At 47.4% G+C, this 25950-nt stretch carries 21 protein-coding genes; 17 read left to right on the top strand and 4 right to left on the bottom strand.

What is annotated here, in order from left to right:
- Positions 1-467 precede the first annotated feature (467 nt).
- The 4 genes from PIL01S_RS14530 to PIL01S_RS14545 all read left to right on the top strand — a co-directional run bounded on the left by PIL01S_RS14530 (position 468) and on the right by PIL01S_RS14545 (position 6022).
- Complete coding sequence (locus PIL01S_RS14530; protein WP_127538113.1) at positions 468-1883, top strand: deoxyguanosinetriphosphate triphosphohydrolase family protein; 1416 nt, start codon at positions 468-470, stop codon at positions 1881-1883.
- 17 nt (positions 1884-1900) lie between these two features.
- Positions 1901-2941, top strand: a complete 1041-nt coding sequence (locus PIL01S_RS14535) for an MsnO8 family LLM class oxidoreductase (RefSeq protein ID WP_246058280.1) — start codon at positions 1901-1903, stop codon at positions 2939-2941.
- A gap of 337 nt (positions 2942-3278) precedes the next feature.
- Entirely contained in the window at positions 3279-4991 is a 1713-nt protein-coding gene (locus tag PIL01S_RS14540) for a methyl-accepting chemotaxis protein (protein WP_127538114.1), read from the top strand.
- Between the two features lie 68 nt (positions 4992-5059).
- Positions 5060-6022, top strand: coding sequence for a DNA methyltransferase family protein (locus PIL01S_RS14545; protein WP_371859964.1), 963 nt, complete (start codon positions 5060-5062; stop codon positions 6020-6022).
- A 125-nt stretch (positions 6023-6147) separates the two neighbouring features.
- Here the strand turns inward: PIL01S_RS14545 and PIL01S_RS14550 are convergent, their stop codons facing one another.
- Entirely contained in the window at positions 6148-7104 is a 957-nt protein-coding gene (locus tag PIL01S_RS14550) for a D-2-hydroxyacid dehydrogenase (protein ID WP_127538115.1), read from the bottom strand.
- A 190-nt stretch (positions 7105-7294) separates the two neighbouring features.
- Here PIL01S_RS14550 and thpR point away from each other — a divergent pair, with 190 nt between their 5' ends.
- Positions 7295-7897 (top strand): RNA 2',3'-cyclic phosphodiesterase, encoded by a 603-nt coding sequence (gene thpR, locus PIL01S_RS14555; protein ID WP_164764235.1) that lies wholly within the window; start codon positions 7295-7297, stop codon positions 7895-7897.
- 131 nt (positions 7898-8028) lie between these two features.
- Positions 8029-8889, top strand: coding sequence for a cell wall hydrolase (locus PIL01S_RS14560; RefSeq protein ID WP_095288975.1), 861 nt, complete (start codon positions 8029-8031; stop codon positions 8887-8889).
- A gap of 300 nt (positions 8890-9189) precedes the next feature.
- Here PIL01S_RS14560 and PIL01S_RS14565 read toward each other — a convergent pair whose 3' ends face one another.
- Positions 9190-10410, bottom strand: a complete 1221-nt coding sequence (locus tag PIL01S_RS14565) for an MGDG synthase family glycosyltransferase (RefSeq protein ID WP_127538117.1) — start codon at positions 10408-10410, stop codon at positions 9190-9192.
- Positions 10411-10762: 352 nt separating this feature from the next.
- Here PIL01S_RS14565 and PIL01S_RS14570 point away from each other — a divergent pair, with 352 nt between their 5' ends.
- The gene (locus tag PIL01S_RS14570; protein WP_095288977.1) at positions 10763-11344 is read left to right on the top strand and encodes a TetR/AcrR family transcriptional regulator; all 582 of its coding nucleotides are present in this window, start codon (positions 10763-10765) and stop codon (positions 11342-11344) included.
- A 217-nt stretch (positions 11345-11561) separates the two neighbouring features.
- Positions 11562-13853 carry a YhgE/Pip domain-containing protein gene (locus PIL01S_RS14575; protein WP_127538118.1) on the top strand — a complete coding sequence of 764 codons (2292 nt, stop codon included), beginning with the start codon at positions 11562-11564 and terminating at the stop codon, positions 13851-13853.
- Positions 13854-14328: 475 nt separating this feature from the next.
- Here PIL01S_RS14575 and PIL01S_RS14580 read toward each other — a convergent pair whose 3' ends face one another.
- Positions 14329-14532, bottom strand: a complete 204-nt coding sequence (locus PIL01S_RS14580; RefSeq protein ID WP_127538119.1) for a hypothetical protein — start codon at positions 14530-14532, stop codon at positions 14329-14331.
- On the opposite strand from PIL01S_RS14580, the gene gltB reads away from it, so the two are divergent.
- Positions 14524-19122: a glutamate synthase large subunit gene (gltB, locus tag PIL01S_RS14585; RefSeq protein WP_127538120.1), complete on the top strand. Its 4599-nt coding sequence runs from the start codon at positions 14524-14526 to the stop codon at positions 19120-19122. The two genes, PIL01S_RS14580 and gltB, sit on opposite strands and share 9 nt — an antisense overlap.
- A 227-nt stretch (positions 19123-19349) precedes the next feature.
- Positions 19350-19502 carry a hypothetical protein gene (locus PIL01S_RS29505; RefSeq protein WP_153977277.1) on the top strand — a complete coding sequence of 51 codons (153 nt, stop codon included), beginning with the start codon at positions 19350-19352 and terminating at the stop codon, positions 19500-19502.
- Positions 19503-19605: 103 nt separating this feature from the next.
- On the opposite strand, the gene PIL01S_RS14590 is transcribed toward PIL01S_RS29505, so the two are convergent.
- Complete coding sequence (locus PIL01S_RS14590; RefSeq protein WP_095360712.1) at positions 19606-19974, bottom strand: helix-turn-helix domain-containing protein; 369 nt, start codon at positions 19972-19974, stop codon at positions 19606-19608.
- Between the two features lie 332 nt (positions 19975-20306).
- Here PIL01S_RS14590 and PIL01S_RS14595 point away from each other — a divergent pair, with 332 nt between their 5' ends.
- The 7 genes from PIL01S_RS14595 to PIL01S_RS14625 all read left to right on the top strand — a co-directional run bounded on the left by PIL01S_RS14595 (position 20307) and on the right by PIL01S_RS14625 (position 25944).
- Entirely contained in the window at positions 20307-20741 is a 435-nt protein-coding gene (locus PIL01S_RS14595; RefSeq protein WP_127538121.1) for a hypothetical protein, read from the top strand.
- Positions 20742-20894: 153 nt separating this feature from the next.
- Positions 20895-21659 carry a tyrosine-protein phosphatase gene (locus PIL01S_RS14600; RefSeq protein ID WP_127538122.1) on the top strand — a complete coding sequence of 255 codons (765 nt, stop codon included), beginning with the start codon at positions 20895-20897 and terminating at the stop codon, positions 21657-21659.
- Between the two features lie 57 nt (positions 21660-21716).
- Positions 21717-22466 carry a YveK family protein gene (locus PIL01S_RS14605; RefSeq protein ID WP_095360709.1) on the top strand — a complete coding sequence of 250 codons (750 nt, stop codon included), beginning with the start codon at positions 21717-21719 and terminating at the stop codon, positions 22464-22466.
- A complete protein-coding gene (locus tag PIL01S_RS14610; RefSeq protein ID WP_095360708.1) occupies positions 22447-23130 on the top strand; it encodes a CpsD/CapB family tyrosine-protein kinase in 684 nt (227 codons plus the stop codon). The genes PIL01S_RS14605 and PIL01S_RS14610 overlap by 20 nt, the downstream gene beginning before the upstream one ends.
- A 255-nt stretch (positions 23131-23385) precedes the next feature.
- Entirely contained in the window at positions 23386-24294 is a 909-nt protein-coding gene (galU, locus tag PIL01S_RS14615) for a UTP--glucose-1-phosphate uridylyltransferase GalU (RefSeq protein ID WP_127538123.1), read from the top strand.
- The gene (locus tag PIL01S_RS14620; RefSeq protein ID WP_246058283.1) at positions 24291-24962 is read left to right on the top strand and encodes a sugar transferase; all 672 of its coding nucleotides are present in this window, start codon (positions 24291-24293) and stop codon (positions 24960-24962) included. The genes galU and PIL01S_RS14620 overlap by 4 nt, the downstream gene beginning before the upstream one ends.
- 19 nt (positions 24963-24981) lie before the next feature.
- Positions 24982-25944: a UDP-glucuronic acid decarboxylase family protein gene (locus PIL01S_RS14625; protein ID WP_127538124.1), complete on the top strand. Its 963-nt coding sequence runs from the start codon at positions 24982-24984 to the stop codon at positions 25942-25944.
- Positions 25945-25950: the final 6 nt, after the last annotated feature.

Genomic DNA, 25950 nt, shown 5'->3' on the forward strand with positions numbered 1-25950 from the left:
TTTTAGATTCTATGAATATCCTGTTTTATTGAAATCCATAGCGGTCAGCAGCGAAGTAGTGGAGGGGACGGAATCGATTCTGAAGAAGCGGAGCGGTCGCGTTTGTCTCCGGGGTTTTCCCTTGCAAAGGAAATTCAGAAAACCTGGAGACAACAGCGATCGGAAGAACGATCCGTAACCGGAACGGCCACCGATACTCATTAGCACCTTTTATCCTATCTTTTTTGAATTATCGGAATGTATCTCTATATTCTCTGAATGGCTTCATATTTTGATGTATTTTGATGTATATCATTATTCATTTAGGTGCACGGATGATAGTCTGTCGGGGTATAATAAAAGAAGAAGACTGTACATCACAAGTTGATGTGAGAAGAGATGACAATCACAGACAGGTTTTGCTTTTCGAAACGACGGATGTTGTGTATAATCACTCAAAATAGAGACAGTCGGCTAGGAGTGATCACATGCAATGGAACGATTTGAGAGAACATAGACAATATCCTGAACTTACCAAACTGGATGGAGCTCGTGCAGCGTATGAGCGGGACTATTCCAGACTGATTCATTCACCGACCTTCCGCCGGTTGCAGGGCAAATCCCAGGTGTTTGGGGCTGGAACAGGCGACTATTATCGCACACGGTTAACCCACTCCCTTGAGGTTGCGCAGATTGCGCGAGAGGCGGCAAGAAGCCTGCTTCGTCGTTACCCCCAAGTGGACTGGAGTCAGGCGGACAGCCCGGGGCTTATTATTGATTCGGAAGTGGTGGAATGTGCCGCAATCGCACATGATTTCGGACATCCGCCGTTTGGACATAAAGGGGAAGAAGTACTGGATGGTATATTGGATGACCTGATCAACACCGAGGTCAAGAAGATCATGAAGAAGAGCCGCGGCGCGAAATCACCTCAACAGGAGCCGGAGGTTCGTGCAGAGCTGAAGCGGAAATATGAGCATTTTGAAGGCAATGCACATAACTTCCGTCTCATCATGTTCCTGGAGAAACGAGAGGACATCGATGGATTGAATCTGTCCGATGCGGTGCTGCTTGGAATCAACAAATATCCTTACCCAGGTACGGAGAGCAAGAAGGGCATGTATCATCATGAGTGGCAATATATCCACGAGATTCGTAATCGCTGGAACATGCCGGCAGGCAAAAAGACACTGGAAGCACAGCTCATGGATCTCTGTGACGATATTGCGTATTCTGCACACGATCTGGAAGATGGCATTAAGGCAGGCAAGATCGAAGTGCACGAGCATTTCCTGCAGGACCCGCACATTCATCGACTGATTGTGGATAAGATTACTACACTCGAGGATCTGTTCTGGAATGGATGGACGAGAGAGGCGATTGGGCAAAAGGTAGAAGAAGTGCTCGCTTCGTTCCTGCGTGTCTGGAATGAGAAGATGCCGTTCTGCGAGCATGATTACTCCCGTACCCGCCGCGAGGTCAAGGCATACTGGGTAAGCCTCTTTGTGGGCAGCCTGGGCGTAATTGACGACGGGGATTGGAAGAAGGTGACGTTTGTCCGCGAAGGTGCAGAGGATCTTGACATGCTGCGCACGGTGAGTGTGCTCAAGAGCTTTGCCTGGGTGACCATGATTCGTGATCTGCGTGTTCAGCGTCTGCAAAAACGCAGTGAATGGATGATTAAGCGCCTGTGGGATGCGTTCCTAGACCCGGAAACGTCCAAATCCATTATTCCATCCGACTGGCTGCAGCGATATGAGAAGGATCAGGCGAAGGCTCATCCGATCTGGACATGGGAGCACATGGTGATTGATTATATTGCAGGCATGACGGATGCGTTTGCCGAGAAAATATACAATGAATTGTATGGTCTGAAGGTAGGCTCCATCTACGATCTGGACTAGAATAAGGAGTGAGAAGCTTGGATACAAACATCGGCACAGGCTCAAGTGAGCCGTTCATTCTGGGCGTGCTCGACCTTGTGCCAAGGTTGAATGGAGCTGCAGCGGAAGAGGCTTTGCAGCAGTCCGTATCCTTGGCTCAACATGCCGAAGCCTGGGGATATACCCGGTACTGGACATCCGAGCATCATGATATGGAGGAACTTGCATCCGCATCGCCTGAAGTTCTTCTCTCGCATATTGGTGCGAGGACAGCAACAATTCAGCTGGGATCGGGTGCGGTGCTGCTGCCGCATTACAGTCCGCTGAAGGTGGCCGAGTCGTTTCGGCTGCTGGCTGCACTTTACCCAGGCAGAATTGAGCTGGGACTGGGACGCGCGCCTGGAGGTGGGCCGCATGCCACCATGGCGCTAAGCGGCAATTATTTGCAGCATGTGTCCAAATTGCCTGAATCACTCGCGGCACTCACTGAATTGCTCGAGGATCGGTACAGTTATGAGGAGCATCGGGTAACGGCACGTCCGATCCCTGAACTTCCTGTATCCCTGTGGATGCTGGGTACCAACGTCAAGAGTGCCGAGTTTGCCGCACGGTATGGCATGGGGTATGTATTTGGTCAGTTTATGAGTGATGCCGATGGTACGGAAGCAGTGAAGCGGTATCGGGATGGGTTTACCCCAAGTAAAACGATGAACGAACCGCAAGTGATGGTTGCGGTCAGTGCAATGTGTGCAGAGACAGAGGAGGAAGCTCGGGACTGGAGCCTCGAAATGGCAGATCGGCGCAGGCAGAGTGGACAAGATGCGCCAGCCCTGCACGCTGGCGAGAAGGAATCTAACTCTAGTACGGGTGGTCAGATCAACATTGAGAAGGGCGAGGGTGCGGACGAAGCACGTAAACATTTTGCAGGGACAGCGCCGCAGATCTGGGAACAATTCGGGCAGGTAAGCAAACGACTGGCGACGAATCAATTTCTGGTGGTTACAGCCGGCCCTGATTACGAGCGAAGACTTGCGTCTTATCGGTTACTTGCCGAGTTTGGTAAAAACATGGTGAAGTGAAGTAAGCAGCGCTTTTCCGGTTTTCATAGGATGATCCTCACAATTTAACATGTTGAAGGGTTGCAGATCGGTATTCTCCGTATGCTGCAGCTCTTTTCCATTTTATCACGCTGCATGCTTTCAGAAGTATTCCTATGACCTCAACGTGTATACGAGGCACAGGATTTTACAAAACGAAGCATGTCTTAAACAAAATAATGTTATAATACTTTACGTCAGTTTACCCATAGAGATATGATGAAAGAGTATTTTGCAAGATGCCAAAAGAAGGGTAAAACCAAGACAAAAGAACTGAAAGTTCGGAGAATGTCCGAATCAGGCATAAGGGGGAAATCACATGTTCAGCAGATTCAAGGTCAGGAGTATCGGTCTGCGTATCAGCATCGCGTTCTATTTGTTAATCCTCTGTTTAATTCTCCTTAGTGTCACCATTATTACCCGGTTGAACTCCATGGAAGCCAACACCAATGAGATTACGGGGAACTGGATGCCTTCGATTCAGCAAATCAATAGGTTGAACTATACCACCGAACATATTTTGTCATTGAGTTACCGGCACTTTGATGCTCCGGATGGAGACAAGGCTGAACTCGCTGAAGAGCGTACCAATTACATTCGCGAAACCGCACAGGCGATCAAAATATACGATCAGCAGGAAAAGGCGACAGACGAACAGGAGCACTGGGATGCATTCAAGACGAAGTGGGCAGCTTACCTTAAGCTGAATACCCAAGCGATCAATTTGAGTGATCAAGGACAATCCCAACTGGCGAAGGAAGTATCGGAAAAAGGGGCTGATTCCTTCGATGCCATGCAGGTCGATCTGGATTTTCTGGTCGAGTACAATCAGAATCAGTCTGATCTCTCGGCAGCACAAACCATCAGGTCAGTGCAGAATGGTCGAATGATCATTATTGTAGGGGTGCTGATCATGATTGCGATCACGGCAATCGTGATTCCGATTATCCGTTCCCAGGTCGTGAAACCGCTGCTCCGGGTTATTAGTGCAGTGAAGCTGATTGCAGAAGGCCAACTGAATGTGCAGGATATACATACCAAGCACGAAGATGAAGTAGGGCTCTTGGCTAAAGCGGTAAACACGATGAAAGGGAATCTGACTTCGATGGTGCTGAATGTCAGACGTGTTGCCGAAGCGGTGAATCGCCAGAGCAACGAACTGGCCATTTCTTCGGAAGAAGTCAAAATTGGAAGTCAGCAGATTGCCATTACGATGGAAGAGTCGGCCAAGGCTGCAGAGAGTCAGGCCGTAACGGCAGTCGAATCAGCACGTACGGTTGAGGGATTAAACGATCACATTCAGCAGCATGCTATTCAAGGGAGCAAGCTTAGTGCGATGTCAGAACGTGTGCTGGAGCAGGGATTGAATGGACGTAAGGCCATGGAACAATCGGTGCAGCAAATGCAGCAAATCTCCGGGGCTGTATCGGCTTCGATGGATCGGATGGAGCAGCTAAACCGTAAAAACGAGGATATTTCCAAGCTGGTCCAAGTGATCCGTGACATTGCAAGGCAGACCAACCTGCTGGCATTGAATGCTTCCATTGAGGCAGCCCGCGCTGGAGAGAGTGGTCGTGGGTTCGCCGTGGTCGCAGCCGAGGTTCGGAAGTTATCGGAAGCGGTGCAGACTTCAGTGGAGGAAATTACAGTGATTACGGAAGATATCCAGCAGGATTCCCAGGGAGTAGTTGCTGAATTACGTACAGGTGTTCGGGAGACTGAACGGGGACAAGAACATGTGCGAACTTCGGGTAATCTGTTCCGGAATATTAATGAATCCGTAGAGGAAATGGTTCACGTGATTGGCACGATGACAGCTGGGTTGGAAGGCATGCAGGATGCAAGTGGACGCATGAATGATTTCAGCCAACAGATCTCGGCAGTATCGGAACAAACTGCGGCAAGCGTAGAGGAAGTTTCGGCTTCGGCTGAAGAACAGGTAAGCTCCATGGAAACGATTAGCGGCAGCATTCAATCATTGAAGGAATTGTCGGATGACCTGCTTACTTCCATCGAAAAATTAAAAATATAAACCTTCTTCTTATAATAGAAGAAACATGAAGGACGGCTGCAATTTTGACTGAAATCTATTCGACCGACATCACAAGGAGTTCAATCAACCAAGATTACATCTATACGTTTGCCTGTCATGAGAATGAGCGTGAATTATGCTCGCTCGAGCTCCATACACTGGTTGGTTCCAGACTGGAAATGAATTCGGATTTACGCTCATATGTCCGGTCTAATATATGCATTCCACCAGGCAGAAGCCCGTTTATTCATGGAAGGCTGGACGTGATATCGGAAGCAGAGACCGTGAAGGATCTGCTTCCGACTGCAGCGAAGATTGAATTGCTTCAAGAAGAGACGTTTAAGGTGGTATGTTTGAAAGAAGGAGACCATATGCCTGATTATGAACATTCCCGTCAGCTGGAAAGAGAAGTGGGAATGTGCATTAAGGGAAAGGCGCAGATGAAGCGCCCAAAAGTGACCTTTGGACTAATTCGAACAGGTAGAAAATGGATCTTCGGTCGGTGGACAGAAGCGGATCGATCGTGGCAACGTCATCAGCAGAAGCCGCAAAATTACTCCACTGGTTTCGGAGTTGCGCTGGCCAGATCTCTCGTTAACATTGCCGTACCGAACATTCTGAACCAGCGGCTGCTCGATCCATGCTGCGGCATGGGTACGGTAGTCATTGAAGCACTCTCCATGGGAATTGAGGCAAGAGGGAACGACCTGAATCCGCTGGCCATTCAGGGAGCGCGCATCAATCTGCCGCACTTTGGTTATGATCCGGCTTGCCTTACACTGGGTGACATGAAGGAATTAGACGGATCTTACGACGCAGCGATTTTGGATATGCCCTACAATCTGTGTTCCGTCCTCCCGGATGAAGACCAGCGCGTCATGCTGACAAGTCTGCGCAGGCTGGCGAAACGGGCTGTAGTTGTATCCACGGAATGGGTGGAAGAGCATTTGCTTGCAGCGGGGTGGGAAGTGGATCAGTATTGCGCTGTGCGTAAAGGAACGTTTATACGTCACGTTTGGTTATGCACATAGTTATATAGTAGAAGAAAACCTCCAACTCGGAAGAAATGATTTCCGGGTGTGGAGGTTTTTTATATCCATTTTTAGAAATAATGATAAGGCATTTGTACAATTGTGCATGGAAAATGGAGGGCGAATTAGTATTTATGACTATAGTCGACCAGGTTGAGCGGCAGTGTTTTGCCCGCCAGGTAAGCTTCCAGATTTTCCACAAAAATATCAAGTGCCCGATCCGTATATTGCTCCGTACTTCCCGCGATATGGGGGGTAATTAACACATTGTCCTTTTGCCATAATGGATGCTCAGCAGGAAGGGGTTCTTCTTCAAAAACGTCCAGCGCAGCATAGGCGACCTGGCCGCTATCCAGTGCACGAATTAGCGCTTCAGTGTCTACACTTGGACCTCGTCCTACATTGACGAAGCAGGAGCCTTTCTTGAAATGTTCGAATGCGGTTTGATCATACAAATGATGGGTTTCGTCTGTGAGGGGCAAGATGTTAATGACATAATCACCTTTGCCCAAAGCTTCATGCAGTCCGGACATATCGTACATGTGATCGACATTAGGAACGTCTTTGCCGGACCGGCGGACCCCGATGACATTCATGCCAAACGCCTTGAGAATACGGGCAGCTTCGGTGCCGATCTCTCCTACACCAACAATGACAGCCGTTTTGTCGTGCAGCTCCGGCAGTGGTTTGCCGGGATTTTTCCACTCGGCTTGCTGTTGATGAAGCATGGCTTGTCTCAGCCAACGGCTGTGCGATAACATCATGCCTACAATAATTTCAGTGATCGGGATGGCATGTACGCCATTGGCACTGGTCACCTGAATATTTTTTTGTTCCAAATCCAAGAAGGGGAGGTTATCCACACCTGCGGACCAGACCTGTACCCACTTCAGGAGGCTGTCCTTCTTCAGGGCATGTTCTGTGACGAGTGGAGACCAGCCAACAATAATTTCGGCTTCTGTTAACTCAGTAGGGTCAATCTCCTTGGCTTTGCTGACGGTCAGCGTATAGCCGGGTGCGGCGTCTAAAATGCGCTGCTGCTGTTCCGCAGATAAAGATGGAAAACATACAATTTTACCCATAGTGTGTAACCTCCTGAATTCAATTGAGTTGTGAGATAAGTGTAGCAGATTTGAGAAGATGCTGCAGAAAGGCAGGAATGAAGCCTCATGTGCAAGTGCTGACATTTGTGTCAATCTATAATTACCCAACTTGAAACAGGACATATGATTATGAAATAATAGAACGAACTTTAGAGAGGTGTATACGATGATGAATAACTATTCATATACGGATCTACCATCACGGCGGGAAAGATTATTTACGGCGATACGTCTTCCGGCAGCTATTCAGGAATCCCTTCAACTCGATGCAGGAATGGTGAAGAACGGACTCGATTTTCGCAAATGGACAGACCATCGGGATTACCATATCACGCTGCAATTTCTGGGAGATACACTGGTGAGTGATATCGGGCATCTGCGGAAAGCGCTGCGCATGGCGAGTACTGGAATTCAGCAGTTTGAACTGCAAACTTCCGGGTGGGGTACTTTTGGTCTGAAAGATGCTCCGAAGGTGTTGTGGAGGGGTGTGGACGGCGAACTAGAGTCTTTGAATCTTCTTCACAAACGGATCGTGGAGGCCACATCCACACTTGGATATGAAGCAGAGCTGAGACCTTACTCTCCGCACATTACAATTGCACGCAAATTTCTGGGTTTAGCTCCAGGAAATGAAGATAAAGGTATTTATGGGGTGCTTCCGGAACATTCCTTGGGTGCTAAATCATGGATTGTGGAGGACTTTGTACTTTATGTGACTAGGCTGGGACAATCGCCAATGTATGAGGTTGTGGATACGTTTTCATTTTCCTAAAACTCGTTTTTATGACATAAAATCACATTGACATTACGTTTATCCCTATGTAATATTAGCCATCGTTATTCAAATTCTTTTTTTTGGGTTACTTAGTTAAGGGAATTGTTGCGACAGGAGGAATCTTACGAATGGATATTATAAGCAAGAATCGTTGGGTAGCACCGATGTTATCTGTGCTGCTTGTATGTATAGTGGGGGTTAATGTAGTTCAGGCAACTGGGAAATGGAACGAGGCAAGTGATAGTAAACAGATGACCGATCTGGCGGCTTCTGTGCAAAATAGCGCATCATCTTCTTCTGCTGGGGACAGGCGAATGATGTCAGACGGGACAAGTCTGTCTGCTGATTCATCGATTCATACGGCAAACTGGACGGCTTCCTTGCCAGCCAAGGACTGGCTTACGGCTGCTCAGGAAGAACAGGAATTGAAGGAAGCCAAGGCCAAGCATAAGGCCAGAGCTGCTGCTGCGGCCAAAGCCAAAAAAGAAGCTGCCCTGAAATTGGCCAAAATAGAGAAGGCCAAAGCGGCTGCTGCTGTAACAACTCCCCCCCAAAAACTTTACTTTACGCGGACCGAGCTTTTGAACCAGGAGGACTCGAAACTTGCAACCTGGTCATACAGTGTGTCCGATAAAGAGCTGCTTCTGCTGCAAAAAATCGTCATGGCAGAGGCGGAAGGTGAACCGTACGAAGGCAAAGTGGCAGTTGCCAATGTTGTCTTAAACCGGCTGCGGTCAGCCAATTTTCCCGATACTATTTATAAGGTAATCTATCAGAAGTCTCAATTCAGCCCGGTAGCCAACGGACGTCTGAAGCGTGTAGTTCCCAATGAGGACAGCGTGAAGGCAGTGAATGCTGCACTGAATGGACAGAAGGAAGTCGCTGATGATACGTATTATTTCTTGTCATTGACGCTTGCTGATGATCTGACGGTTGCCCATTCGAAGAAAAAAGTGAAAACGATCGGTCATCATACTTTTTACAAGTAATTGATCTGAAAATTCTGCAAACAGGCAGGGTAGTTAATGTATTTACATTAAACAAACCTTTGAAAACACCTGAAACAGAGTTTTATTTCGGTATTTAATTGGATCTCTTTCCTTTAAATTACCCTTTTTTCTGGTAAAACATACGTTTACTTTAAATGAAATTGAAGAAGGTTCCCTTCCAAAATGAGAAGGGAACCTTTTCTGTATGCATTTCGTTTCAAATGAGTTGATGTTAATCATAGGACATGTCTATCCATATACAACACCCTCCCAGAAGAGCTCCAGGGGCCTTTAGAGGCCTTAGAATGGAATTCTGGTACCTGACAGCGTCGTGGTAGGAATTCCGGCCTTAAAGCGTTCCTTGGGCGTGGAGGGGAACTCGGCTGCAGCCGGACACAATAATTCGTGAACAGCCTGTGCACAAGACGTCGGATCATAGGACGGTTTGTTCCACGGTTTGCGTACAACTTTCAGCTGGCTTTCAGCTTCCTTCGGTGCTTTTGTACGGTCGCACAGCTCTGTGAACCTTGTGGTAATGACGTCTGCTGAATGTATCACCTGGCCGTATCCGGCTTGTACAAAATACTCGCAATTCTCTTCTTCCTGGCCTGGAAGCGGTGGAATAAACAACATCGGCAGCCCTTTAGCCAGAGCCTCTGTGCAAGTCATGCCGCCCGGTTTCGTAATAAGGACGTCCGATACGTCCATCAGTTTGCTGACTTCTCTTGTGTAACCGAGAATGCGGATGTTCGGATGCTGGAAGCAAGCCATCTCTTTCATCTTGGAGATCATCTTCTCATTGCTTCCAAGGCAAAATACAAGCTGCACCCGATCGGCCCACGAGGTTAATAGTTTCATATGTTCTTCATCAAAGGAAAGCCCCCATCCACCGCCCATAAGCAGTGCCGTAGGCATATCCTGAAGTCCCATTTCCTGACGCAACCGTACTTTGTCACCTGCTTCCCAAAAATCAGGATGCACGGGAATTCCCGTAACCTGAATTCGAGAGGGGTCGACTCCCCGAATTTCAAGTAATGCCTTAACCTGCGGGGTAGAGACCAGATATTGATTTACTTCAGGATTGATCCATGTACCGTGCACATCGTAATCCGTAATGACCGTATACAGTGGTATGTTCAGTCCTTGCCGTTTCAGTCTTGAAATGACCGCATTCGGAAACGGATGAGTGCAGATTACCGCATCCGGCTTCAGCTGGGATACAACCTGCGCCGTCTGAGTATAGAAAATCCGATGCAAAGCGAGTTTGGTAAATCCGTTCAACGATTTATTATATTGTGTCCGATACAGCATGCTGACCAGTTTGGGCTGGACGGATAATGTTTTTCGATAGGCGGAAAAAATAAGCGGAGCCACCGTCGGATTTAGGAATTTGCCAAGTTCGATAACGCGGCTATGGACGTGTGGACTGACCTTTTTGATGCCGCTTGCCAGCGCATGTGCGGCCTGGGTGTGACCGGTGCCGAAACCTTCGGATAATAAGAGCACTCTTGGTTTTCGCATGAGTTCACCTTTATTCATAAGTTTAAATTTGATAAGTTCACCGTTCTGCCGTACCCTTCAATACATGAATATACAGCGAAACGGAAAATCATGTTCATTCCATAAATATTTACACGAAAGTTGATGATCTGAGACAGCCCATCTTCGTTTAATCCGTATTATTGGAACCATCATACACTATAGACGACGAATGAATCACTTTCCACTGCATTTCGGTTAAAATAAATTAACACAAATTTGAAATGTTAGGGTTGCAATCTGTTGTCGAAGGTGATAATGTAAGTTTTGACCAAGTGACCAAATTGTATTTTTGGTCATTTCATAAGAGAAGATCAGTGAAGGAGGGGATATGATGGCTCCGATTGACCGGAGGCAGCAGGTCATTCATGCAGCAGCTCAGTCGTTCGCCATGTTTGGATACAAAGCTACCACGATGGATCAGGTAGCCAAGATAGCGAATGTAGGCAAAGGGACAATTTACACTTTTTTTACGAACAAGGAGCAGCTGTTTGATCAGATTCTGGTGGAAGTGATCCAGGAAATGAAAAATATTGCCCATCGTGAAGTGCGTCAGGAAAGTGCCTTTTTTGATAACCTGTTTCGTGTGCTGGATTCATTGCTGGAATTCCGACGTGATCATGATTTATTGGTGAAGCTATCCCAGGAACTTAAAGATTTTGGAACACTTCAGGCCAAGGAGGGTCTGGACAAGGTGGAGAAGGTCATTTCCGACTTCTTGTCCAAGGAGCTGGAGAAAGCCAGAGACAGCGGTGAGATTCGGGATTGTGATCCGCAAGTCGTGGCCTTTATGATGATCCGTCTGTATATAGCGCTCACCTCGGATTGGAATAAACAGCACGAACCGCTCAGCAAAGAGGAAATCAAAAATTACTTTCGTCTTTTCTTAATGGAAGGAATTGCTGCCGTCATGTAGTTTCCAAATTTCTCTACTATAATATAGGGAGAATATGGATTGTCTTTTTTGCGTGAAGGCAGTGAGGCTTGCCGAGAGGCAGGTTTGTTTTTTACTCTAAATTGACCGTTTGAGGAAAGTGGTCAGTTCGTATTTCAGCAAATTGCTGAATTTATTCACATATTTACATTAAGTTAGTTCCTGCTCATGAAGCAGAGAGTTAGGGGAGAAAAAAGACATGAAATCTTTATCCGTGTTTTTCAAGGATGTGGGATCGGCCGTGAGAAACCCGAAGGTGTTGATCCCCGTCATTGCAGTAATGTTTATTCCGATCCTGTATAGCGGTATCTATCTGGCTGCCTATTGGGACCCATATGGTCATGTTGACCAGATGCCGGTTGCTGTCGTCAACCTCGACAAGGGAGCAGAGCTTGAAGGAAAATCCTTGCAGGTGGGCGACGATCTGGTGGATGAGCTGAAGAAAAATAAAGATTTTGAATGGGAGTTTGTTAATGCATCTCAGGCCAAAGAGGGTATGCAGAACGACAAGTATTATATGCAAATTACGATTCCTGAAAATTTCTCTTCCCAGGCCACCACGCTGCTCGATGATCAACCGCAGCCAGCTGAACTGATCTACGAACCGAACGGCAATTACAGCTTCGTAGGTGCACAGATCGGCAAGACGGCAATCAAGGATCTTAAGGCGAAAGTATCTGCCAAGGTGACAGAGGCTTATGCCGAAACGCTGCTCGACAAGTTCTCCGAAGTATCTGACGGACTGGCGGAAGCCGGCGATGGTGCGGGCGAACTGAATACGGGGGCAGGCAAACTGGATGATGGTGCGGTCAAGCTGAAAGACAATTTGGCCAAACTGTCATCCGGAACACTTGAGCTTCAGGATGGACTATCTCCATTGAGCGATGGCGTTGATGCACTGCATACCGGGGCCACCCAGCTGGAAAGCGGCACAACCAGTCTGGTATCCGGTCTTCAGCAGCTGCAGGCTGCAGCCTCGGATCAGCTTCAAAGCGGAGCAGACCAGTTAAAGGATGGCAGTGACAAGCTGCAGGCAGGTCTTCAATCATCACTTGATGGCACAGGCAAGCTGCAGGCAGGTCTTCAATCATCCGAACAAGGCAGTGCGAAGCTGTCAGAAGGTTTGCAAAGTGCAGTGCAGGGTAGTGGAACTCTGGCGTCAGGCTTACAGTCTGCCGTTGATGGAAGCAGTAAAGTTGCGGACGGTGCCCAAGGTGTGGCGGACGGTTTGAAACAGCTGGCTGCATCTAATCCGGAGCTGGCTGCAAGTGAGGAGGTTCAGAAGCTGCTGGCAGCCAGTGAGGCTGTGGCAGAAGGCAGCGCACAGCTGCACGAGAGTGAACAAAAGCTGGCGCAAGGTGCGAATCAGCTTCACGAGGGCAACCAGCAGCTTGCAGCAGGTGCGACAGAGCTTCACGGCGGACAACAGCAGCTGCTGGCTGGAGCCGACCAACTGGTTGATGGACAGCAGCAGCTGCTCGCTGGAGCCAATCAGCTTAGCGAAGGCGGAGCGAAGCTCTCTGACGGCCTGAAGCAGTTTAGTGGCAAGTTGGGTGAAGCTGCAAGCGGTGGCACTCAGCTGGTGAATGGGGCCAAACAACTTGGCACAGGCACAAGTGCCTTGCAAACCGGCGTTGGCAAGCTGAGCGGTGGTGTGAGTTCGCTGACAGACGGTTCCAAACAGCTTGGTGATGGTGCAGGCGAATTGGCTAATGGTTTGACTGAGCTTAAAGACGGCTCAAGTGAACTGGCCACCAAGCTGAATGATGCCGCTCAGAAAACGTCTGAAGTGAAGAAAACCGATGACGTGGTCAACATGTTTGCTGAACCGATTAACTCGGCTGAGAATGAAGCAGAATCCGTGTCCAATTACGGTACAGGATTGACGCCATTTTTCCTGTCCATTGGATTGTTTGTCGGATCCCTTATCTCGACCATTATTTTGAAAATGCGTGATACATCCGTACCGGGTGCATCTGGCTGGAGCCGTTTTGTAAGCCGTACACTCGTATTTGGTTCCATGAGCATTTTCCAATCGGTTATCGTTGCCAGCTTTATGCTGTATGGTCTTGGTTTGGAAACGCACAGTGTAGGACTGTTCTATCTGTTCACGATTATTACGGGGCTGACGTTCATGTTGATTGTTCAGGCGCTTGTTACCTGGCTTGATCTGCCTGGACGCTATGTGGTCATTCTGCTGCTGGTATTCCAGCTTGCGGCAAGTGCAGGAACCTTCCCGGTAGAACTGATTCCGTCCTGGCTCCAGGCATTTAGCCCATGGTTACCGATGACGCATAGCATTATGGGCTTCAAAGCAGTCGTGTCCAGTGGCAACTTCGATGTGATGTGGCATCAGGCTGGAATTCTGGCTATCTATGCAGGGGTATCCATTCTGTTGACGCTGTCGTACTTCCTCTGGAGTGGCCGTCGTCCGAAAAAAGAGGCTGAAATGACTGATTCGGCCGAATCGGGTCAAGTTGTGACAGCATAAGTCTGAAGTCATGCAGAGTAATGGCTTGGATGGAAAAATAAAGTTTGGTATCCAGTATCAAAATTATGCAACATAGTAGTCAAAAAGTGCAAAGAGCTTGTGACCCCAAAATGGGTCGCAGGCTCTTTTTGTATACAAATGCATGTTCGGGCTGCAATTTGCTCGAAAACGGAATGGGAAATTGGTGATATTAAGTAGAAACACAGGCTGCATATGGAATGTTTTTCTTTTGTCAGCAGATAAAATCAGTTGTACTCTGTCTTAAAATGTGTATAATTATTCGAAAAAGAGATGAATTTAAACGTCATTACACTAAAGCTGTACTGCAAAACATTTCTTATCAGAGGTATTAAAAAGTTTAAATTGCGCTGATGTTAGGTCGGTGTTAAAATAATAGAACTATATCAAAAAACGTCGCTCCATATCAGCGGTCGTGCCAGCGACTGCGAGTAATTATAATGTGCTCTTTACCGGCTCATCCGGAAGCACTACGAAAGAATGACTTCTTCTCCAGCAGCAGAAGTACTCTAAATCCAATGACCCGATTGCGGTCACCCCGATTATTCAGCAGGGTTCTCAACCTGTAGGCCCGCTCCTCCCGTTTCATTGTTGCTTGTTGCCTATGTTCTTGATCTTTCCGAAATACTTCATTATAGAAAGGTTGCGTTCCATGAGACACATCGGATTACCTCCTAAACAGGGTTTGTATGACCCACAGTTCGAAAAAGATGCATGCGGAATGGGTTTTGTTGCCAACATCAAAGGAGTGCCTTCACACGATATCGTTAGTCAGGCACTGACCATGCTCAGCAATATGGAGCACCGCGGGGGACAGGGCAGTGAGCCGAATTCCGGTGACGGAGCCGGTATTTTGATTCAGATTCCACATCGTTACTTTGCACAGGAAGCAGACCGCCTTGGCTTTGCGCTGCCAGAGCAGGGAGCGTATGGCGTGGGAATGCTGTTCCTTTCTCAGGATCCTGAGATTCGTCATGCTCATCAAGAGAGCTTGAAGAAAATCATTGAAGAAGAAGGACAGACATTCCTCGGTTTCCGGGATGTGCCGACCTTTGATGAGATGCTGGGTCGTTCCGCTCTTGCTGCGAAGCCTTATGTACGTCAGGTGTTCATTGGCAGATCTGCGGATATCAACGATGAGCTCGCGTTCGAGCGCAAGCTGTATGTGATTCGCAGACGTGCCGAGCTGGCGATCCGGTATTCGGCTGATGAGAAAGAAGGCGGTTCGTTCTACCTGCCAAGCTTGTCCTGTCGTAAAATTGTCTACAAAGGCATGCTGACTACCGAGCAGGTTGGACAGTTCTATCTCGATTTGCAGGAAGACCTGGTTGAATCGGCGATTGCATTAGTACACTCCCGTTTCAGTACCAATACATTCCCAAGCTGGGAGCGTGCCCACCCGTATCGCTTCATGATCCACAACGGTGAGATCAATACGATGCGTGGTAACGTGAACTGGATGCACGCACGTCAATCGCTGTTCGAGAGCGAAGTGTTTGGCAACGATATCTCCAAAGTGAAGCCGATCATTAATCCGGACGGTTCCGATACGGCGATGTTTGATAACACACTGGAGTTCTTGTATTTGAGCGGACGTTCCTTGCCACACGTGGCGATGATGATGGTTCCTGAGCCGTGGAGCACGGATGAGGGAATGGATCCGGCCAAAAAAGCTTTTTATGAATATCACAGCACGATGATGGAGCCTTGGGACGGACCGGCAGCAATGGCCTTTACGGATGGTCTGCAGATTGGTGCAACACTGGACCGTAACGGTCTGCGTCCGGCACGTTATTATGTAACGAAAGACGATCGCATCATTTTGTCCTCTGAAGTCGGGGTCCTGGATATTGCTCCAGAAGATATTCTGTACAAGGATCGTCTGCGTCCAGGTCGCATGCTGCTCGTGGATACAAAAGAAGGACGCATCATCTCGGATGAGGAAGTAAAGGCTCTAATTGCAGCCGAGAATCCGTATCAGGAGTGGCTCGATGAGCACTTGATGGATCTGAATGAATTGCCGGAAGCGCCGGAACTTCCAGATCCAAAACACGATAACGTAACCCAGCTTCAGCTGGCCTATGGATATACATTTGAGGAACTGCGCAAAGTGCTGGAGCCAATGGCGTCCACAGGGATGGAAGCTACGGGTTCCATGGGTTATGATGCACCACTGGCAGTGCTGTCGGATCGTCCGCAGCGTTTGTATAACTACTTTAAACAAATGTTTGCACAGGTAACCAATCCACCAATTGATGCCATCCGTGAAGAGATCGTCACGTCTACGGCTACAACGATTGGTCCAGAGCGCAACTTGCTCAATCCTGAACCGGAGAGCTGTCGCCAGATCCGTCTGGATACACCGGTATTGTCCAATGAAGATTTCGCGAAAATTCGTCACGTGCGCCGTCCAGGCTTCCGTTCGATGACTATCCCGATTTTCTTCACGGCCAAAGAAGGTGCGGAAGGACTGCGTAAAGCGATGGATCTGCTCTTCGAAGCAGCGGACCGTGTCATCGACAAAGGTCATAACATCTTGATCTTGTCTGACCGCGGCGTGGATGCGGAGAATGCGGCCATTCCTGCACTGCTTGCAGTGGCAGGTTTGCATCACCACCTGATCCGTCAGGGTACAAGAACCAAAGTCAGCATCTTGCTGGAATCGGCTGAGCCTCGTGATATTCATCACTACGCATTGCTTCTGGGCTACGGCGTAAGTGCCGTGAACCCTTATCTGGCATTCGAAACACTGGATGACATGATTCAGCAAGGGCTGCTGCGCGGCATCTCGCATGAGAAAGCTGTCAAAAACTACATTAAAGCCGCAACCAAAGGCGTTATTAAAATATTGTCCAAAATGGGAATCTCGACAATTCAGTCCTATCGGGGCGCTCAAATTTTTGAAGCGGTGGGCCTGAAGTCTGATTTCGTTGATCGTTACTTTACTTGGACGCCATCCCGGATCGGGGGTATTGGTCTGGAAGAAGTGGCAGCAGAGGTGCTCACTCATCATAATCGTGCCTTTACGGACAAAGACGGCAATGACAAAGTGCTGGATTCTGGCGGTGAATATCAGTGGCGTAATGACGGGGAGGAACATCTGTTCAACCCGCAAACGATTCATACGTTACAGCACGCCGTTCGCACAGGCGATTACAACCTGTACAAAAAGTATGCCAAATTGGTGCAGGGTGAGAATGATCAGTTGCTGACGATTCGTTCCATGCTGAAACTGAAACCGGCAGGGCCGGCAGTTCCGCTGGAGGAAGTGGAATCCGTTGAAAGTATTATGCGCCGCTTCAAAACAGGTGCGATGTCCTTCGGTTCCATCAGTAAGGAAGCACACGAAGATTTGGCGATTGCCATGAACCGTGTCGGTGGTAAATCGAACACAGGTGAAGGCGGGGAGGATCCGGCTCGCTTCATTAAAGATAGCAACGGTGATTCACGGCGCAGTGCCATTAAACAGGTTGCATCCGGACGTTTCGGTGTTACGTCTAACTATCTCGTGAATGCTGACGAGATCCAGATCAAAATGGCACAAGGTGCGAAACCGGGTGAAGGTGGACAGCTGCCAGGACGTAAAGTATATCCTTGGGTTGCTGAAGTTCGTGGTTCAACGCCTGGCGTGGGTCTGATCTCACCGCCACCGCATCACGACATCTACTCTATCGAGGATTTGGCTGAGTTGATCTATGACCTGAAAAACGCAAATCCACGTGCGGAAATCAACGTGAAGCTGGTTTCCGAAGTCGGCGTAGGTACCATTGCTGCAGGTGTAGCCAAAGGTCGTGCTGATATTATCCTCGTAAGTGGATACGACGGCGGTACGGGTGCATCTCCACAAGGCTCGATCCGTCACGCGGGTATGCCTTGGGAGCTTGGTCTTGCCGAAACACATCAAACGCTGATGCTGAACAATCTGCGTGATCGTGTTGTTCTGGAAACGGATGGTAAAATGCTGAATGGTCGCGACCTTGCGATTGCTGCCTTGCTTGGAGCGGAGGAGTATGGTTTCTCCACAGCACCACTCGTGGCACTGGGATGTATCATGATGCGTGTTTGTCAGATGGATACATGTCCGGTAGGTGTGGCAACGCAAAATCCGGAGCTGCGCAAAAATTATATGGGTGATCCGGCTCACGTTGTGAACTTCATGCGTTTTGTCGCTGAAGATGTACGCGAAATTATGGCTGAGCTTGGTTTCCGTACCATTCAGGAAATGGTTGGACGTACAGACTGTCTTGAAACGGTTCAGGCAGTAGATCATTGGAAGAAAAAAGGTGTGGATCTGTCTGTGCTGCTGCATGTACCTGAGATGCCGGAAGGTTCTGCACGTTATCGTACACAGCACCAGAATCATCAATTGGAAGAGACGCTCGACATGCAGCAACTGCTGACGTTGGCTCAACCTGCGATCGAATCTGGGCAACCTGTTGAGGCTGTTCTTCCGATTACTAACGTTAACCGGGCAGTAGGTACGATTTTGGGTAGTGAGATTACACGGAAATATGGTCTTGCTGGACTAACGGAAGACACCGTTCAATTCAAGTTTGTCGGTTCTGCCGGACAAAGCTTCGGGGCCTTTGTACCTAAAGGGATGACCCTGACTGTTGAAGGGGATTCTAATGACTACGTTGGTAAAGGGTTATCCGGAGGTAAACTGATTGTTATGCCTTCTCCAAAAGCAACGTTCAATGCCGAGGATAATATCATTATTGGTAACACGGCTCTGTATGGAGCAACCAGTGGTGAAGCTTATATTCGCGGGATTGCAGGTGAACGTTTTGCCGTACGGAATTCGGGTGCAAAAGTCGTTGTCGAGGGTGTGGGTGACCACGGTTGTGAATATATGACCGGCGGACGTGTCGTCGTTCTGGGCGATACAGGTCGTAACTTTGCTGCCGGGATGTCCGGAGGTATTGCTTACGTATATGATCCGGAAGGCACATTCCTGCAGCGTTGTAACCTCGAAATGGTTCTTTTGGAGCGGATTGAAGATGTATCTGAAAGTGCAGACCTGCGCGGCATGATTCAACGTCATGTGGCTTATACAGGCAGTGCTGCAGGTGAGCGTATTCTGGATAACTGGCAGGATTCTGTGAACCAGTTCGTTCGGGTTATTCCGAAAGACTTCAAACGGATGACAGAGCAGATCGAACGTGTTCAGGCGACAGGCTTGACGGGAGAGGAAGCTTTGCTGGCTGCATTTGAAGCCAATATGCGTGAGCTTGCACGTGCGGGAGGTTAAGTCCCTCTGTTAACAGGATTGCGTGAATGGGTTGTATGAAGAATTAATAGGAGCTTTATGGCTGCCGATGAGGCGCTGTAAAGCTCTTATTTGTGTTTCGACAAAATTAGAACCCGGACCAAAAACGCTATCGCCATGAGACGACAACATTGAGGAACTTTCTCAAGTATAATAAGGCTAGTTTTGGAGTGCAGGGAAAGTATATATAGATAAGAGAGGTTAGCGGAATGAATATGAAGAATCCAAACAGGGGCGAACTTAAGCCGACAGGTAAACAAGTGGAAGCAACCGAGATGGACATCATGAAGGTTTTACTGCAATGCGGAATCGACCCGGAGCGTTGGAACGAGTTCATATCCTCCGTCAACAATGAGCACTAATAACCAGGATCATACACAAATATGTATTGGAGGGAGTTAAGACGCAAAAAAACCCAGGAACCGAAGAGATGACTACTCGGGACTGGGTCTTCCTTTGTTGGAGTTAATCCATGCTGCGTTCCATTCGGACAAAAGCAATAAAACGACGTGCCTCTTCTTCTGTTAAGGGTTTGCCATCGATCATCAGGTCGAAGCGATCCAACACTTCCTTATCTGATAATTCAAGCGAGTCCACAAATTCCCGAACATCCTCATCCATAACCACATCGCTCTGCTTCGTACGCCCAATGAGATAATCAATGGATACATTAAAAATATCAGCAAGCCTGGTTAATACTTCAAAGTCCGGTTTGCGTCGATTCTTCTCATAATGGGAGAGAGCGGCCCTGGTAATATGAATGGAGCTCGCAAGTTCTTCTTGAGTAAGTCCCCGCTGTTCCCTTAATTCAGCAATGCGATTTCCGTAGTTCATACGCTTTTCCCCCTGAACGCCATGTCAAATATATTAAACCAATCCTGAGCTATTTTTTGATCAGGGCAGCTTTCCTGCAAAAAGATGACGCTTGGACAGACCTATATCTCAAATAGGTCTGTCTAAGGACATCTCATATTGTCGTAAATCAAAAGAACCATGTCCAAATACTGCTTGACATGATACAATTTGTATCGTAAATTGGACGTATGGAAGTTACAAAATGTATCATTTGGAATAATTTAAGTGTCTCCAAATTGTCTATGCAATATACCTGTGAGAAGGAATAATGGCAACACTTGGAGGTTAATCCATTCTAAAGGAATGAAACGATGAATTCAGTGATTCAGGAATGGGCCGATCTAGAATTAAATGTCCATATGTACATTCAGGAGTTTCAGGGTAAGACAGTAGACCGCAAACGACGTCCCGTTCTCTTGCTTGGGATGGATACAAAAGCGATTACTTTCCTGAGTGACCTGGTTTTACCGGTATCGTCAATGATGTTGATCGGTTTGGATGTAGAAGATCGCCAAGTATGTTTAAGGCTTCAGGCCAGCTTGCAATGGAAACAGCCCTTCGGCGAACTTACATTGTATCATTCAAGCCTGCATATTCAGCAAGAGCAGACACTATATATAACTGGACAGTTAAATCAGATGCTTCGTGACGTGCAGTTTCCTACGGTATCCCGATTTGCCTATGAAAAGGCAGCAGAACAACCGGACCTGCAGAAAACCTATCATTACATCGATTTTACCATATGAAGCATCACAAATTCTAAACATTTTCTGAACAAGCATGTACTTAACGCCATTTTACTATATTTCATAGCGTTATGCATTAGTTCTTTAACACCAAAAGCATTTTGCGCGATGAATAAAAGGGCGAGGGGGATCATACATTGAGGAAGTTTGGATATGGTTGAAATACACTGCCACATTTTATCAGGTCTTGATGATGGTCCGGTTCACATGGAACAGTCCATCGACATGGCCCAGAAGGCGGCAGCCTCGGGAGTTACCTCGATCATTGCAACTCCGCATCACCTGAACGGGCATTACAATAATGAACCGATTGTGGTCAATCAGGCCGTGGAACTGCTTCGTGCAGAACTTCGCAAACGCAACATTCGCTTGGAGATCCGCCCCGGACAGGAGATCAGGGTTCACGAAGCTCTGATTCGAGACTTACACGCAGGCAAATGCTGCACACTTGCCGGGAGTCGTTACATGTTGCTGGAATTGCCCTTTGGCTATATTCCCTCGCAGTTCACCGGAATACTTCATGAACTTAAAGTAGCCGGTATCGTACCTATCATTGCTCATCCCGAAAGGAATCACTCAATCCAGAAAAATCCTGGGCTATTGGTTGAATACATTCATCAGGGCGCACTGATTCAGCTCACGGCCCAGTCCATCATAGGACTTTTCGGACGAAAAGTTCAGAAATGGTGTTTTCATTTTTGCAAAGAAAACCCGTTTCATTTCATTTCATCAGACGCTCATGACATTCATATTCGTTCATTTGCTATGAATGCTGCATATGAGCAGCTAGGCCGCAGGTTTGGCAAAGAACTGGTTGCACGCTTAAAAAATAATGCTTGGTCGTTATGGAACAACCAAAGTATAGACATAGAGCAAGAAAAACCAATGGTTCTCAAACGCAGGTTGTTGTTCTGGTAAGCAGTCAGATCGATAGAATGTCTTCATAATCGCCGAATTGAATGGGAGGAATACAAGGTGGAACTGAAAGAGTACATGCAAATTTTACGCAAGCGAATTTGGATCATCGTAGCCTTTGTTGCTGTTGCTTGCATTGGAGCAGGTGTCAAAAATTATTTTTTTACCGTCCCCATTTATGAAGCGAACGCAAAATTGATCGTCAATCAGGCATATAACGCAGAGGGTGTTCCCAGTCTGGATATTGGGTCCATTCAAACCAACATTAAAGTGATTAACTCGTATATGGAAATCATCAAATCTTCAGCAATCCTCGACAAAGTAGCTGCTACATACCCCGATCTAGGCATGAACGGCAATCAACTGGCACAAAACATCTCGGTAACCACAGCGAATGAATCCCAGGTTATGAGTTTAACCGCTACCGGCTTGTCTTCGGAAAAAGCGGCCAAAACAGTTAACGCCGTTGCTAAAGTGTTTGAATCCCAAATCCCCGTAATTATGAAAGTGGATAATGTAACCATTCTAAGTGAAGCCAAACCCACGGAATCGTCCAGACCCATCAATGTAAATCCAACCGTTAATATCCTGATCAGCTTTCTCGTAGGACTTCTGCTGGCAGTAGGTTTTGTATTCCTCTTGGAATACTTGGATGATACGTTGAAAACCGAAGATGAATTGGAGAAAGAGCTGGGAATTCCAGCACTCGCTGTCATATCCAAAATCAAAAAGGAAGAAGTTCGCAGCTCCAAACAGACCACATCTCAAAAACAGGTAGGTGACGGCCAGTATGCCACGGTTAACCAATGATAAAGGAAGTCTAGTTACAATGGCTAATCCCAAGTCCAGTTCATCTGAGGCTTATCGGAAGCTGAGAACCAACATCCAATTTTCATCCATTGATAGTCAGATTCAAACGATCATGATTGCTTCGGCTTTGTCGGGTGAAGGTAAAACCACAACGATTGGGAATTTGGCCGTGACCTATGCACAGGAAGGGAAAAAGGTTCTGCTTATGGATACGGACCTGCGCAAACCTGCCGTGCACCGCATGTTTAATGTGCCCAACCATGTAGGGCTGACCAGTGTATTGTCGAGTCAATATAAAGTGACGGAAGTATTGAGAGAAACGGATGTGGAAGGACTGCATGTTCTCTCTTCAGGTCCGATTCCGCCCAACCCTTCCGAGATGCTGGGTTCCCGTAAAATGACAGCCCTGCTGGAGAGTCTAAAGGAAGAATACGATGTCATTCTATTTGATACTCCGCCTGTTCTGGCAGTGACGGATGCATTGATTATCAGTTCATTGTGCGATGGCGTCCTTCTTGTCGTAAGTGCAGGCAAGGTGAAGAAAGACTTGGTCAAAAAGGCAAAGGCACATCTCGAACATGTAAATGCTCGGATTCTCGGAGCAGTTCTGAACAATGTACAGGTACCGAAAAATCGGAATGCTGATTATGTCGAGAATGTTTAAGTGGCTTTCGTTATAAATCCCAAATAGCACTGTCAGGTCATGTCTACTATACCTTTATCAAGGTAGGCACTCGGTCACACTGTGGGTAGTGTACCTTAGACGTTAATCGTCAAGGGTGTGACGTGAGGTTGGGTTGAATGCCCCTTTATGAAATTGAAAGTAAGAATTGCATCAATTTATTTCAAGGTTTCATGGATTTAAGTGGTTCAACTCATACTTTTAAACCATAAAAATAAGAAGGATAGGGTGGTATTTATGACTAAAGTGAGGAAAGCGATCATTCCCGCAGCAGGTTTGGGGACCCGATTTTTACCCGCTACAAAGGCAATGCCTAAAGAGATGCTCCCTATCGTAGACAAACCGACGATTCAATACATTGTGGAGGAAGCGGTAGCTTCCGGTATTGAAGATATTATTATCGTAACTGGCAAAGGGAAGCGTGCAATTGAGGATCATTTCGATAGTGCGTTTGAATTGGAGCACAATCTGCTGGAGAAAGGCAAGCTGGGTTTGCTGGAAGAAGTCCGGAAATCCTCCAACGTTGATATTCACTACATAAGGCAGAAGGAAGCCCTGGGACTGGGGCATGCAGTTTGGTGTGCCCGAAATTTTATCGGCAATGAGCCCTTTGCCGTGTTGCTTGGCGATGACATTGTCGTATCCGAAGTACCGTGCACGAAGCAGTTGATTCAACAATACGAGAAGGTTAACCAGTCGGTGCTTGGTGTGAAAACGGTAAGTCCAAGTGAGACCTATCGCTATGGAATTATTGATCCACTGCATACCGATGGAAGACTTTCATCAGTAAATAGTATGGTAGAGAAACCGCCACTCGGTTCTGCTCCTTCCAATCTCGCAATCATGGGCCGATACATTTTGACGCCTAAGGTATTCGAGTATCTGGAAGAGCAAAATGTGGGAGCTGGTGGTGAAATTCAGCTTACCGATGCTCTGCAAATGCTTAATCACGATGAAGGCATCAGCGCGTATGATTTCGAAGGTTCCCGGTTCGACGTGGGCGAGAAACTAGGATATATCCTGACTACGCTAGATTTTGCGTTGAAAAATAATGAGCTGCGTGCACCTGTCTTAATGGCGATTGAAGAGATCCTAATGAAGGAAAAATTGAACCAAGTGCTTGTTGCAGGAGGGGATGGTCTGTGAATCTCTCGGGACCAGAATACTATGGAAGCGGCGGAGAGGCCATTGCCAAGGAAGCCCATGGGAAACTGCTTGAACAGCCATACTCCCAACGTGTAGGCGGGTACGCCGACGTTATGAAGCCGCTCATCGATTTCTTTGTAGCTGCTTTCCTATTACTGCTCACATCTCCGATCATGCTTGTCATTGCGGTAATGATCAAACTCGATTCCAAAGGACCTGTAATCTTTAAACAGGAGCGTTACGGAAAAAACGGAATCAAGTTTAATATTTATAAATTTAGAACGATGCGTACGGACGCGCCGAAATATGGCTTATCTCCAACAACAAGTCATGATCCCAGAATCACCCGTCTGGGTCGCTTGCTTCGCAAGACGAGTCTGGATGAGCTGCCACAATTGCTTAACATTATCAAGGGTGATATGAGCTTTGTGGGTCCTAGACCTGAAATGAAGCGAATTGTAGAAGAAAGCTACACCGATTTGGAGCGCAGACGTTTTCTGGTAAAACCAGGTATTACCGGGTTATGGCAGGTGAGTGAAGCTCGCAAAGAGCCCATCCATCACAATCTGCAATATGATTTCCATTATATCTCCAACGTCTCGCTGCAGTTAGACATTAAAATTATCTTCAGAACGGCAATGGTAATGATTAAAAGCAATACATTTTGACGGACGGAGCGTGAACGTATTGAAACATATTGTAGTGACGGGGGCAGCCGGCTTTTTGGGATCCCACCTGGTCAAATCTTTAATTCATCAAGGTCATCAGGTTACAGGAATTGATAATCTGTCGACAGGCGTGTCCAGTAACCTGGAAGAGGTGGCGAACAGCCACCTTTTTCACTTTCAAGAAGCTGATGTCACTTTGGCGGCTTCACTCGAGTTTCTGATTGATCAGCCTGTGGATGAGGTGTACCATCTTGCGTCGCCAGCTTCACCCAAATTCTATCAAGCGGATTCAATCGGTACCATATGGGTGAACACGCAGGGCACCTATCACATGCTTGAGCTGGCCCGAACCAAGGGAGCGAAGTTTCTATTTTCAAGTACAAGTGAAGCTTATGGGGATCCTGAAGTGCATCCACAGCCTGAGAGTTATCGAGGGAATGTAAACACATGGGGACCGAGAGCCTGTTACGATGAGGCCAAACGTTTGGGCGAAGTTTTTTGTTATGAATACTACACGAAACACAGAGTTCCCGTTAAAGTAGCGCGCATCTTTAATACGTATTCATCCGGTTTGCGGAATGATGATGGCCGTGTCATCTCTAATTTTGTGACCCAGGCACTGACCGGACAGGACATCACCGTTTATGGGGATGGCTCTCAAACCCGTTCGTTCTGCTATGTGGATGACAATATTCGTGGTCTGCAAAAAATGATGGAAACCGAAGAGGCGAATGGAGAGATTATTAATATCGGCAACCCGACGGAGTACACTGTCCTTGAAGTGGCGTATTTGGTAAAAAAGTTGGCCCAATCCGACAGTAAGCTGGTGTTCCAGCCTTTGCCTCAGGATGATCCCAAAGTTCGTCGTCCTGTCATTGATAAGGCGCGTACCGTGCTCGGCTGGGAGCCGGAAATATCACTGGAAACAGGACTGAAGTTAACGATTGAGAATGTTCGTGCCACATTGCAGGAAACTCCATGAAGCTAA

The sequence above is a fragment of the Paenibacillus illinoisensis NBRC 15959 genome (assembly GCF_004000925.1).
Classification (GTDB): domain Bacteria; phylum Bacillota; class Bacilli; order Paenibacillales; family Paenibacillaceae; genus Paenibacillus; species Paenibacillus illinoisensis.